This window comes from Neisseria flavescens, from assembly GCF_005221285.1.
Classification (GTDB): Bacteria; Pseudomonadota; Gammaproteobacteria; order Burkholderiales; family Neisseriaceae; genus Neisseria; species Neisseria flavescens.
Map to the genome: position 1 here is coordinate 1,709,501 of NZ_CP039886.1, position 12,779 is coordinate 1,722,279.

A 12,779-nucleotide genomic window follows, 5' to 3' on the forward strand; every position below is an offset into this window, starting at 1 on the left:
TATGTTGAAACAACGGATTTTGACGGCGCTGTGGCTTTTGCCGCTGATGCTGGGTATGCTGTTTTATGCACCTATGTGGCTGTGGGCGGCATTTTGCGGCCTGATTGCCATGCTGACTTTGTGGGAATATGCCCGCATGAGCGGCTTGGACAAGCTGAAAATCAACCATTATTTGGCTTCAACGCTGGTGTTTGGTGTGATTGCCTATGCCGGCGGTTGGCGGTTGCCTGATTTGGTTTGGTATGTCGTATTGGCGTTTTGGCTGATTGTCATGCCTTGGTGGCTGAAAGCGAAATGGAAGTTAAACAGCGGCTGGCAGGCTTACACAGTCGGTTGGTTGTTGGTAATGCCGTTTTGGTTCGCACTGGTTTACCTGCGCCCTCAGCCTGAAGACGCGCTGTCTTTATTGGCGATTATGGGCTTGGTGTGGGTGGCTGATATTGGCGCGTATTTCTGCGGCAAATCGTTTGGTAAGCGCAAAATTGCGCCGACCATCAGCCCGGGTAAAAGCTGGGAAGGTGCGATCGGTGGCGCATTGTGCGTTGCCGTGTACATGACCATCGTATGGAAAGCCGGTTGGCTGGCTTTTGAAGCCGGTTGGCTAAAAACTATTTTGATCGGCTTGATTCTGACCGTTGTCAGCGTGTGCGGCGATTTGCTGGAAAGCTGGCTCAAACGTGCTGCCGGTATCAAAGACAGCAGCAATTTGTTGCCGGGACACGGCGGCGTGTTCGACCGTGTGGACAGTCTGATTGCCGTTATCAGCATTTATGCCGCCTTTGTATATTTGTTTTAAACCGCCTGTCTCACATGGCTGGGGGAGCTGATTATGTCCGAACAAAAACAGATTTCATCTTTATCGATCTTGGGCGTATTGTTGGCATTGGGATTGATGGCTGCGGCGTTTATTTTGGGCGTGCAGTTTAAGAATCTGCGCCAACCGGGGACAATTACCGTAAAAGGTTTGGCGGAGAAAAACTTCCAATCCGACAGCGCGACGTGGAATATGGGCGTAAACGCGCACGGCGAGAGCTACCAGGAAGTTTTGGATTTGCTGACGGCAAGGCGCAAGAAGCTGTCTAAGTTTTTGGGCGAGCAAGGCTTTACGGCAGCTGAAATGAAAGTGGGTCTGCCTGAAGTGTCGCGCGTTTTCAATGAAACCCGAGACGAACTGGGCAACGTAACCCGCACGCCCAACGGCTACGATGGCGACCTCAATATTGTGGTCAACACCAAAAAACTGGACAAAATCCAAGCCGCCCAGCGCGCCATTTTGAACTTCCGTGCGCAAAACGAATTCATCCGCTTCGACAATCCGCAATATTTGCTGGGCAATTTGGAAACCATCAAACGTGATTTGATTACGCAGGCGACTGAGGACGCGCAGAAACGCGCGGCTGAATTTGCTAAAACCGGCGGCGGCAAAGTGGGCGCCATGCGTTCTGCTTCGCAAGGTTCGTTCAATATCTATGCCGACACCGGCAGTAGCGAGGACGACGAGTACGGCGGTTCTTACGATAAAAGCACCGTCGGCAAACAAGTCCGATTGGTTGTTACCATCGAATACGGCATTGAGTAATTCTTTCAGACGGCCTTTTCAGCTGGGAGGCAAAAGGCCGTCTGAAAATTGGAAACGGCAAAGAAATCTATTTCAAATACACTAAATACCGTTTGCACAGCACATAAAGAACACACCATGACACAACAAGTTCTGACCATATTAGGCAGTACCGGCAGCATAGGCGAAAGCACCTTAGACGTTGTCTCCCGCCATCCCGAGAAATTCCGCGTGTTCGCGTTGGCAGGGCATAGGCAGGTGGACAAGCTGGCGGCGCAATGCAAACAGTTCCGCCCGGAATATGCCGTTGTCGGCGATGCCGGCCATGCCGCCGAGCTGGAAAAGAAACTCAAACAAGAAGGCATCAGTACGCAGGTCTTATATGGTTCTCAAGCCTTGATTGATGTCGCCTCTGCCGATGAAGTCAGCGGCGTAATGTGTGCCATTGTCGGCGCGGCCGGCTTGCCGTCGGCTTTGGCCGCCGCTCAAAAGGGCAAAACCATTTATCTGGCAAACAAAGAAACACTGGTGGTTTCCGGCGCATTGTTTATGGAAACCGCCCGTCAAAACGGCGCTACCGTCTTGCCGATTGACAGCGAACACAACGCCATCTTCCAAGTGTTGCCAAGGGATTACACAGGCCGTCTGAATGAGCACGGTATCAATTCGATTATCCTGACCGCATCGGGCGGCCCCTTCCTTAACACAGATTTAAGTACATTCGACAGCATTACGCCCGAGCAGGCGGTCAAGCATCCGAATTGGAGCATGGGGCGCAAGATTTCCGTTGATTCCGCGTCAATGATGAATAAGGGCTTGGAGTTGATTGAGGCGCATTGGCTGTTTAACTGTCCGCCGGAAAAACTGGAAGTCGTCATCCATCCGCAATCCGTGATACACAGCATGGTGCGTTATCGAGATGGTTCGGTATTGGCGCAGTTGGGTAATCCCGATATGCGTACGCCGATTGCTTATTGCTTGGGTCTGCCCGAACGCATCGATTCCGGCGTGGGCGAACTGGATTTCGGCGCATTGTCCGCATTGACCTTCCAAAAACCTGACTTTGACCGTTTCCCATGTCTGAAACTTGCCTATCAGGCCATGAATGCAGGCGGTGCCGCACCTTGCGTGTTGAACGCTGCCAACGAAGTTGCCGTGGCCGCTTTTTTAGATAAACGCATCAAGTTTACCGATATTGCCAAAGTCGTTGCCCACTGCCTTGCCCAAGATTTTTTAGACGGCCGTCACAATATCGAAGGCCTGCTGGCGCAAGACGCGCAAACACGCAGACAGGCAGAAGCCTTTATCGGCAAACAATAAAGCTTCAATGACAGGCCGTCTGAAACGTCAACCGCTTGGCATTTAGGCAGACAAAATGGAACAACTGCCTTTATAATCGGTTTTCAGACGGCCTTATCCGTTGATTATCACATTCCATTCAGGGGATTTTTTTGCAAACCTTTTTAGCCTTTATCGTCGCCATTCTGATTTTGGTCAGCCTGCATGAGTTCGGACACTATATTGTTGCCCGCTGGTGTGGCGTTAAAGTCGTGCGCTTTTCGGTCGGTTTCGGTAAGCCCTTTTTCACCCGAAAACGCGGCGATACCGAGTGGTGTCTTGCCCCGATTCCGCTGGGCGGTTACGTTAAAATGGTCGATACGCGCGAAGGCGAGGTGGCGGAAGCAGATTTGCCGTACGCCTTTGACAAGCAGCATCCGGCCAAGCGCATCGCCATTGTTGCCGCCGGCCCTTTGACCAATTTAATTTTGGCTGTTTTGCTTTACGGTTTGAGCTTTTCCTTCGGCGTGACTGAGTTGCGCCCCTATGTCGGCATGGTTGAGCCTGCCAGTATTGCCGCCAAAGCAGGTTTTCAGGCAGGCGATAAAATTGTATCGGTCAACGGAATCACCGTTAAAGATTGGAGCGATGCGCAAACCGAGATGGTGTTAAACCTTGAAGCCGGCCCTGTAAAAGTTGCTGTTCAGACGGCCTCAAATACCCAAGCCATCCGCATAATTGATGCCGCCGGCACGCCTGAAGCAGGTAAAGTTGCGAAAAACCAAGGCAACATCGGCCTTTTGCCTTTTAGAATTACTAACCGCATCGGCAAAGTCTTGGCCAAAAGTCCGGCCGAAAAAGCAGGTTTGAAGGAAAACGACAAACTACTGACTGCCGATGGGAAGCCCATCGAAAGCTGGCAGGCATGGACGGAACTCTTCCGCGCCAGCCCCGGCAAACGAATCGAACTGACTTACGAGCGCGACGGTAAAATACTGGCGACCGCTATCCGGCTGGACAGCGTCGAGCAGTCGGCAGGCGTGCTGGTGGGTAGAGCCGGGCTTGCCGCCCAGGCGGATAAAGAGTGGGATAAAACCATCCGCTACCGTTATACGCCTTCCGTTGCCCAAGCCTTTGAATTGGGTTGGAACAAAACCGTCAACTATTCGTGGACGACCCTCAAATTTTTCGGAAAACTGGTTACGGGCAATGCCTCTTTGAACCATATTTCCGGCCCCCTGACCATTGCCGATGTCGCCGGACAATCTGCCAAACTCGGATTGCAGAGCTACCTCGAATTTCTGGCCTTGGTCAGCATCAGCTTAGGCGTGTTGAACCTTTTGCCCGTGCCCGTTTTAGACGGCGGACATTTGGTTTTCTATGCCGCCGAATGGATACGCGGAAAGCCTTTGAGCGAGCGCATACAGGCAGTCGGCCTGCGCTTCGGACTGGCAGCCATGCTTTTGATGATGGCTGTGGCTTTCTTTAATGACATCAACCGTTTGTTTGGATAATTTATGAAACTGAACCAGATTGCTTCCGCTTTAATGGTATTGAGCCTGTCCCCGCTGGCATTGGCTGACTTTACCATTCAGGACATCCGCGTCGAAGGCCTGCAACGCACCGAGCCGAGTACCGTCTTCAACTACCTGCCCGTTAAAGTCGGTGATAATTTCAATGATGCGCGCAGTGAAGAAATCATCAAAAAACTCTACGCAACCGGTTTCTTTGACGACGTACGCGTCGAGACCATGGACAATCAAGTCCTGCTGACCGTGATTGAGCGTCCGACCATCAGCTCGCTCAATATTACCGGCGCGAAAATACTGCAAAATGATGCCATCAAGAAAAACCTTGAAGCATTTGGTTTGGCGCAATCCCAATATTTCAACCAAGCAACGCTGAACCAAGTCGTTGCCGGTTTGAAAGAAGAGTATTTGAGCCGTGGCAAACAGTCTGTCCAAATCACTCCGACCGTAACCAAACTCGCCCGCAACCGCGTATCTATCGATATTGCCATCGAAGAGGGCAAATCTACCAAGATTACCGATATTTCATTTGAAGGCAACGAAGTTTATTCCGACCGCCGTCTGATGAAACAAATGTCCCTGAGCAAAAGCGGCATGTGGACTTGGATCACCAGGAGCAACCAGTTCAATGAGCAAAAATTTGCTCAGGACATGGAAAAAGTCACCAATTACTACCAAAACAACGGCTACTTCAACTTCCGTATTTTGGATACCGATATCCAAACCAACGAAGACAAAACCAAGCAAACCATTAAAGTAACCGTCAGCGAAGGCGACCGCTTCCGCTGGGGCAATGTACGCATCGAAGGCGATACGCTGGAAGTGCCGAAAGAAGATTTGGAAAAACTGCTGACCATGAAGCCGGGCAAATGGTACGAGCGCGCGCAAATGTCCAATTCGCTCGAAGCCATCCAAAACCGCATGGGTCAGGCAGGTTACGCATTCAGCGAAATCAATGTCCAACCGATTCCAAATGCCGAAACGCATACTGTTGATTTTGTGTTGACCGTTCAACCGGGCCGCAAAATCTATGTAAACGAAATCAACATTACCGGCAACAATAAAACCCGTGACGAAGTCATCCGCCGTGAGTTGCGCCAAATGGAATCGGCGCCTTACGACTCTGCCAAACTGCAACGTTCTAAAGAGCGCGTTGAGTTGTTGGGCTACTTCGACAACGTTCAATTTGATGCGGTTCCTGTGGCCAATACGCCTGACCAAGTTGACCTGAACATGAGCCTGACCGAACGTTCTACCGGCTCGCTCGATTTGAGCGCAGGTTGGGTTCAGGATACCGGTTTGGTGATGTCTGCCGGCGTGGCTCAGGACAACCTGTTCGGTACGGGTAAATCCGTTGCCTTGCGCGCTTCACGCAGTAAAACCACAGTAAACGGCTCATTGTCGTTTACCGACCCATACTTCACACCTGACGGCGTAAGCTTGGGCTACGACCTTTACGGCAAGACTTACGACCCGCGTAAAGCTTCTTCCAGCGCGAAACAGTATAAAACCACGACTTTCGGCGGCGGTTTGCGTATCGGTATTCCGGTTACCGAATATGACCGTGTGAACTTCGGTTTGGCCGCGGAACGCTTGACCGTGAACACCTACAAAGTCGCGCCTAAACGCTATGCCGACTTTATCAAACAATACGGTAAAGGCACGGACGGCGTGGGCAGCTTCAAAGGCTGGCTGTACAAAGGTACCATCGGCTGGGGCCGCAACAAAACCGACAATGCCTTGTGGCCGACCCGCGGTTATCTGACCGGCGTAAACGGCGAAATCGCTTTGCCGGGCAGCGACCTGCAATACTACACCCTGACCCACAACCAAACTTGGTTCTTCCCGTTGAGCAAAGATTTCACGCTGATGCTGGGTGGCGAAGTCGGTTATGGCAACGGCTACGGCAAAACCAAAACCATGCCGTTCTTTGAAAACTTCTACGGCGGCGGCTTAGGCTCTGTCCGCGGCTTTGAAAGCGGTACGCTGGGCCCGAAAGTTTATGACGAATACGGCGAGAAAATCAGCTACGGCGGTAACAAAAAAGCCAACGTTTCCGCAGAGTTGCTCTTCCCGATGCCGGGCATTAAAGACTCGCGTACTGTCCGTCTGAGCCTGTTTGCCGATGCGGGCAGTGTGTGGGACGACAAAACCTACAACGACAGAAGCAGCAATTCTTATTACACCAACAATGCCGCTCAAAACCCATACGGCTTAGGCAAGACCCACAAATCGACATTCAAAAACGAATTGCGCTATTCTGCCGGTGCTGCCGTGACCTGGCTCTCTCCGCTGGGTCCGATGAAGTTCAGTTATGCTTATCCGATTAAGAAAAAAGAAGGCGACGAAATCCAACGCTTCCAATTCCAACTCGGTACGACATTCTGATGATGTTTAGGCCGTCTGAAACCGGGTTTGTCCGTTTCAGACGGCCTCATGGCAGATTGGCGGCAAGCTTATTGCAAACCGCCCGTTTGTTTTCAAGCAAGGATTTTTATCATGAGTAAAATAGCCGACACCCTCCGTGTCCTCGCCGTAGCCCTGCCGGGTTTCGTGCTGTTGCCGCAAGCGGCGGCGGATGGCGTGCAGAAAATCGGTTTTATCAATACCGAGCGCGTTTATCAGGAATCCAAGCAGGCGCAAAACATTCAGATGACTTTGGAAAAAGAGTTCAAAAGCCGTCAAACCGCCTTGCAAAAGCTGCAGCAGGAAGGCGAGGCTTTAGAGCGAAAACTGAGCGGCGACAAGCTCAGCGACAGCCAAAGGGAAGCGGAAACCCAAAAATGGCGCAATCTGGTACAGAAATTCCGCAAGCAGCAGGCCGAGTTGGCAGAAGACTACAACCTGCGCCGCAATGAAGAATTCGCCGCGCTCCAGCAAAATGCCAACCGCGTCATCGTCGATTTGGCCAAACGCGAAGGTTACGACTTCATCTTGCAGGACGTGATTTACGTTAACGGCCGCTATGATATTACCGACAGCGTTATCAAAGCCCTAAACGCACACTGACCCTGCTCGGCAGCGAATGTAACCATACAGACAAACCTAAGGCCGTCTGAAACCCAAATCGGCAACTTTCAGACGGCCTGACATCTTGACGGCAGATTATCATGACTTCACAAGCATACACCCTGTCCCAAATCGTTTCCCAGCTCGGCGGCGAATGGAAAGGCGAAGACATCGCCATTACCGCCGTCCGTCCGTTGGATCAGGCGCAGGCGGAACACATCAGCTTTTTGGCCAATCCGAAATACAAAGCCGAAGTACACGACAGCCAAGCAGGCGCAGTGATTGTGTCGCCGAAAGCCGCAGACGAATTTGCAGGCCGCAACCTGATTGTGGCTGCCGACCCTTATCTTTATTTTGCCAAAGTGGCACGATTGTTCTCGCCGATTGTCAAAGCACAGGGCGGCGTACATCCGACTGCCGTTATCGAGGCAAGCGCCAAAGTGCCGGCAAGCTGCGAAATCGGCGCGAATGCCTATATCGGCGCGAATGCCGTATTGGGCGAAGGCTGTCGTATTTTGGCCAATGCCGTTGTCCAACACGATTGCACGTTGGGCGATGAAGTCGTGTTGCATCCAAACGCTGTCATCTATTACGGCTGTACTTTGGGCAACCGTGTCGAAATCCACAGCGGCGCCGTCATCGGTGCGGACGGTTTCGGCTTGGCCTTTGCCGGCGATTCATGGTTTAAAATCCCGCAAACCGGCGCAGTCACGCTGGGCGATGATGTGGAAATCGGTTCGAACACCAATATCGACCGCGGCGCAATGAGCGACACAACCGTCGGCAACGGCACCAAAATCGACAACCAAGTCCAAATCGGCCACAACTGCAAAATCGGTTCGCACACCGTTATCGCCGCCAAAACCGGCATTTCCGGCAGCGTCACCATCGGCAATTACTGTATTATCGGCGGCGGTGTCGGCACGGTCGGACACATCGAAATCGCCGATAAAACCACCATCGGCGGCGGTACATCCGTTACCCACAGCATTACCGAAAGCGGCCAGCATCTGGCCGGTATTTTCCCGATGTCGGGCTACAAAGACTGGGCGCGCAATGCCGTTTATATCCACCGTTTGAGCGAAATGAACAAACGCCTCAAAACGCTGGAAAAACAGCTTGCCGACAGTGACGAAGCCTAAATTGGCGGCGCAAACAGCCTGCACCCCGCATCCGAATACGTTTAAACCCAATACAAACAAGGAAAGACGAACATCATGGACGTACAACTCCCGATCGAAGCCAAAGATATTCAAAAACTTATCCCACACCGTTATCCGTTTTTGCAACTCGACCGCATTACTGCGTTCGAACCGATGAAAACCCTGACTGCGATTAAAAACGTCACCATGAACGAGCCGCAGTTCCAAGGCCACTTTCCCGACCTGCCCGTGATGCCCGGCGTGCTGATTATCGAAGCCATGGCGCAAGCGTGCGGCACACTCGCCATCCTCAGCGAAGGCGGCCGCAAAGAAAACGAATTCTTCTTCTTCGCCGGTATCGACGACGCCCGTTTCAAACGCCAAGTCATTCCCAGCGACCAACTGGTTTTTGAAGTCGAGCTGTTGACCAACAAACGCGGTATCGGCAAATTCAACGCCGTTGCCAAAGTCGACGGCCAAGTTGCCGTTGAAGCCGTGATTATGTGCGCCAAACGCGTGGTGTAAGAATGGGCCAGGCCGTCTGAAAGTTCAGACGGCATCTTGCAGCCAATACCTGTATCAGACAGCAAGGAGACAGCATGACCCTTATCCATCCGACCGCCGTCATCGACCCTAAAGCCGAACTCGACTCCAGCGTCAAAGTCGGCCCATACAGCATCATCGGCCCCAATGTGCAAATCGGTGCGAATACTGAAATCGGCCCGCACGTCGTCATCAACGGCCACACGACCATCGGTGAAAACAACCGCATTTTCCAATTTGCCAGCCTCGGCGAAATTCCGCAGGACAAGAAATACCGCGACGAGCCGACCAAGCTGATTATCGGCAACGGCAACACCATCCGCGAATTTACGACGTTCAACCTCGGTACGGTTACCGGCATCGGCGAAACCCGTATCGGCGACGACAACTGGATTATGGCCTACTGCCACCTTGCCCATGACTGCGTGGTCGGCAACCATACCATCTTCGCCAACAACGCCTCACTCGCAGGCCATGTGACCATCGGCGACTACGTTGTCTTAGGCGGCTACACGCTGGTGTTCCAGTTCTGCCAAATCGGCGACTACGCCATGACCGCGTTTGCCGCCGGCGTACACAAAGACGTACCGCCGTACTTTATGGCTGCCGGCTACCGCGCCGAACCGGCCGGCCTCAACAGCGAAGGTATGCGCCGCAACGGTTTCACGGCCGAACAGATTGCCTCCGTCAAAGATGTGTATAAAACCATTTACCATCGCGGCATTCCGTTTGAAGAGGCCAAGGCAGACATTCTGAAACGTGCCGAAACCCAAAGCGAATTGGCGGTATTTAAAGACTTTTTTGCACAATCCACACGCGGCATTATCCGTTGATTGATGGATTGAAGGCCGTCTGAAACTTTTTCAGACGGCCTTTGGATTGCAAAAATCCGCGCAGTAGGCAGGTTTCCTGTCCGCCTGCCGCTGATGCCGTCTGAAAACGGGCGGGCAAATGTCCGCCACAAAATCTTTTAGCTTCCGAACCTCAACAACATGAACCCCAATTCTTCCCCCCTTATCGCCATCAGCGTCGGCGAAGCTTCCGGCGACTTGCTTGGCGCACACTTAATCCGTGCCATTAAGGCGCGTTGCCCGAATGCGCGGTTTACCGGTATCGGCGGCGAGCGCATGAAGGCGGAGGGTTTTGAGAGTTTGTACGATCAGGAAAAGCTGGCGGTGCGCGGTTTTGTTGAGGTCATCAAACGCCTGCCGCAGATTTTGAAAATCCGCAAAGGGCTGGTGAACGATTTAATCCGCCTCAAGCCGGATGTGTTTATCGGCATCGATGCGCCGGACTTCAATCTCGGCGTGGCGGAAAAACTCAAGCAGGCAGGCATTCATACCATTCATTACGTCAGCCCGTCGGTTTGGGCGTGGCGGCGCGAACGGGTCAATAAAATCGTACATCAGGTCAACCGCGTGTTGTGCCTGTTTCCGATGGAGCCACAGCTTTATATCGATGCCGGCGGCAAGGCTGAGTTTGTCGGCCATCCGATGGCGCAAACCATGCCGGTGGAAGCGGATAGGGCGGCGGCGCGGCAGAAGCTGGGCGTGCCTGCGGACGTGCCCGTGTTTGCCATATTACCCGGCAGCCGTGTGAGCGAAATCGATTACATGGCGGCGGTGTTTTTTCAGACGGCCTTATTGCTGCTGAAACGTTATCCGCAGGCACAGTTTTTGCTGCCTGTGGCAACGGCCGCAACGCGCAAACGCATTAGCGAAATTTTGGCGCAGCCCGAGTTTGCCTCTCTTCCCATCACGCTGACCGACAAGCAGTCGGATACGGTTTGCACCGCTGCCGACGTGGTATTGGTTACCAGCGGTACGGCAACTTTGGAAGTGGCCTTGTGCAAGCGGCCTATGGTCATCAGCTACAAAATTTCGCCGCTGACTTATGCGTATGTGAAAAACAAAATTAAAGTGCCGCATGTCGGTTTGCCCAATATTCTGTTGGGTAAAGCCGCCGTTCCCGAGCTGCTGCAACACGATGCCGTCCCTGAAAAACTGGCGCAGGCCGTGGCAGACTGGTATGACCGCCCTGAGGCCGTAGCCGCGTTGGAACAGGATTTCCACTCCTTGCATCTGCTGTTGAAAAAAGATACGGCGGCATTGGCGGCGGCGGCAGTATTGGAAGAAGCCGGATTTTCAGACGGCCTGAAAGACAAGTAAGGAAAATACATGAATTTATTGGGAGCCTTGGCCAAGGTTGGCAGCCTGACGATGGTGTCGCGTATTTTAGGCTTTGTGCGCGATACGATTATCGCCCGTGCGTTTGGTGCAGGCATGGCGACGGATGCGTTTTTTGTCGCGTTCAAACTGCCCAACCTGTTGCGGCGCGTGTTTGCAGAGGGCGCATTTGCCCAAGCCTTCGTACCGATTTTGGCGGAATACAAAGAAACCCGCTCTCCCGAAGCCACGCAGGCGTTTGTGCGCCATGTGGCCGGCATGTTGTCGTTTGTGTTGGTCATCGTTACCGCGCTGGGCATACTCGCCGCGCCGTGGGTGATTTATGTTTCCGCGCCCGGTTTTGCCAAAGATGCCGATAAGTTTCAGCTTTCCATCGACCTGCTGCGGGTGACGTTTCCTTATATCTTTTTGATTTCCTTGTCGTCTTTTGTCGGCTCGATACTCAACTCCTATCATAAATTCGGCATCCCCGCCTTTACGCCGACATTTTTGAACATTTCCTTTATCGTCTTTTCCCTGTTTTTTGTACCGTATTTCGATCCGCCCGTTATGGCTTTGGCGTGGGCGGTATTTGTCGGCGGCGTGTTGCAGCTGGTGTTCCAACTGCCTTGGTTGGCGAAACTGGGCTTCTTGAAAATGCCCAAGCTCAGCTTTAAAGACGCAGCGGTCAACCGCGTGATGAAACAGATGGCACCGGCTATTTTGGGCGTAAGCGTGGCGCAGATTTCCTTGGTTATCAACACCATTTTCGCCTCGTTTTTACAGTCCGGCAGTGTGTCGTGGATGTATTACGCCGACCGACTGATGGAATTGCCGACCGGCGTTTTGGGTGTGGCACTCGGTACAATCTTGTTGCCTACCTTGTCCAAACACGCCGCCAGTCAGGATACCGAGCAGTTTTCCGGCCTGCTCGACTGGGGTTTGCGCTTGTGTATGCTGCTGACCCTGCCTGCCGCCGTCGGCCTTGCCGTGTTGTCTTTTCCATTGGTTACGACCTTGTTCATGTACCGTGAGTTTACGCTGCACGACGCGCAAATGACACAACACGCGCTGATTGCCTATTCCTTCGGCTTGATCGGGCTGATTATGATTAAAGTATTGGCACCCGGCTTCTACGCCCGCCAAAACATCAAAACCCCCGTTAAGGTCGCTATTTTCACGCTGATTTGCACGCAGTTGATGAACCTTGCCTTCATTTCGCCGCTCAAACACGTCGGCCTGTCCCTCGCTATCGGTTTGGGCGCGTGTCTGAATGCAGGTTTACTGTTTTTCCTTTTGCGCAAACACGGCATCTACCGTCCCGGCAAAGGATGGGCTGCGTTTTTGGTCAAAATGGCTATCTCTTTGGTCGTCATGGGCGGCGGTTTGTGGGCGGCGCAATATTATCTGCCGTTTGAATGGGTGCACGTCGGCGGCTTTAAAAAAGCAGGCCAACTCTGCGTTCTGATTGCCTTGGGCGGCGGCCTTTACTTCGTTTCCTTAGCCGCGCTCGGCTTCCGTCCGCACCATTTCCGCAGAGTGGAAAAATAAGGAA

Annotated in this window: 12 protein-coding genes; 11 read left to right on the plus strand and 1 reads right to left on the minus strand. The window is 52.7% G+C overall.

Annotation, left to right across the window (positions count from 1 at the left end; translation table 11 throughout):
- The first annotated feature begins 1 nt into the window (after position 1).
- The 9 genes from FAH67_RS08800 (at position 2) to lpxA (ending at position 9,892) form a co-directional block, all read left to right on the plus strand.
- Entirely contained in the window at positions 2-796 is a 795-nt protein-coding gene (locus FAH67_RS08800; protein WP_003681693.1) for a phosphatidate cytidylyltransferase, read from the plus strand.
- Between the two features lie 33 nt (positions 797-829).
- Positions 830-1,579: an SIMPL domain-containing protein gene (locus tag FAH67_RS08805; RefSeq protein WP_003681694.1), complete on the plus strand. Its 750-nt coding sequence runs from the start codon at positions 830-832 to the stop codon at positions 1,577-1,579.
- 117 nt (positions 1,580-1,696) lie between these two features.
- A complete protein-coding gene (gene ispC, locus FAH67_RS08810) occupies positions 1,697-2,878 on the plus strand; it encodes a 1-deoxy-D-xylulose-5-phosphate reductoisomerase (protein WP_003681695.1) in 1,182 nt (393 codons plus the stop codon).
- Positions 2,879-3,009: 131 nt separating this feature from the next.
- On the plus strand, positions 3,010-4,350 hold the full coding sequence (rseP, locus tag FAH67_RS08815; RefSeq protein ID WP_003681697.1) for an RIP metalloprotease RseP: 1,341 nt from the start codon (positions 3,010-3,012) through the stop codon (positions 4,348-4,350).
- Between the two features lie 3 nt (positions 4,351-4,353).
- Positions 4,354-6,753 carry an outer membrane protein assembly factor BamA gene (gene bamA, locus FAH67_RS08820; RefSeq protein WP_003681698.1) on the plus strand — a complete coding sequence of 800 codons (2,400 nt, stop codon included), beginning with the start codon at positions 4,354-4,356 and terminating at the stop codon, positions 6,751-6,753.
- Positions 6,754-6,864: 111 nt separating this feature from the next.
- Complete coding sequence (locus tag FAH67_RS08825) at positions 6,865-7,374, plus strand: OmpH/Skp family outer membrane protein (RefSeq protein ID WP_039864258.1); 510 nt, start codon at positions 6,865-6,867, stop codon at positions 7,372-7,374.
- A 101-nt stretch (positions 7,375-7,475) separates the two neighbouring features.
- Positions 7,476-8,516, plus strand: a complete 1,041-nt coding sequence (gene lpxD, locus FAH67_RS08830) for a UDP-3-O-(3-hydroxymyristoyl)glucosamine N-acyltransferase (RefSeq protein WP_003681700.1) — start codon at positions 7,476-7,478, stop codon at positions 8,514-8,516.
- Positions 8,517-8,591: 75 nt separating this feature from the next.
- On the plus strand, positions 8,592-9,041 hold the full coding sequence (gene fabZ / locus FAH67_RS08835) for a 3-hydroxyacyl-ACP dehydratase FabZ (protein ID WP_115287652.1): 450 nt from the start codon (positions 8,592-8,594) through the stop codon (positions 9,039-9,041).
- 74 nt (positions 9,042-9,115) lie between these two features.
- Complete coding sequence (gene lpxA / locus FAH67_RS08840; protein WP_003681706.1) at positions 9,116-9,892, plus strand: acyl-ACP--UDP-N-acetylglucosamine O-acyltransferase; 777 nt, start codon at positions 9,116-9,118, stop codon at positions 9,890-9,892.
- On the opposite strand, the gene FAH67_RS12270 is transcribed toward lpxA, so the two are convergent.
- A complete protein-coding gene (locus FAH67_RS12270; protein ID WP_003681710.1) occupies positions 9,882-10,010 on the minus strand; it encodes a hypothetical protein in 129 nt (42 codons plus the stop codon). The two genes, lpxA and FAH67_RS12270, sit on opposite strands and share 11 nt — an antisense overlap.
- Before the next feature lie 41 nt (positions 10,011-10,051).
- On the opposite strand from FAH67_RS12270, the gene lpxB reads away from it, so the two are divergent.
- The gene (gene lpxB, locus FAH67_RS08845; RefSeq protein ID WP_003681712.1) at positions 10,052-11,227 is read left to right on the plus strand and encodes a lipid-A-disaccharide synthase; all 1,176 of its coding nucleotides are present in this window, start codon (positions 10,052-10,054) and stop codon (positions 11,225-11,227) included.
- A 9-nt stretch (positions 11,228-11,236) separates the two neighbouring features.
- A complete protein-coding gene (murJ, locus tag FAH67_RS08850) occupies positions 11,237-12,775 on the plus strand; it encodes a murein biosynthesis integral membrane protein MurJ (protein ID WP_003681713.1) in 1,539 nt (512 codons plus the stop codon).
- Positions 12,776-12,779: the final 4 nt, after the last annotated feature.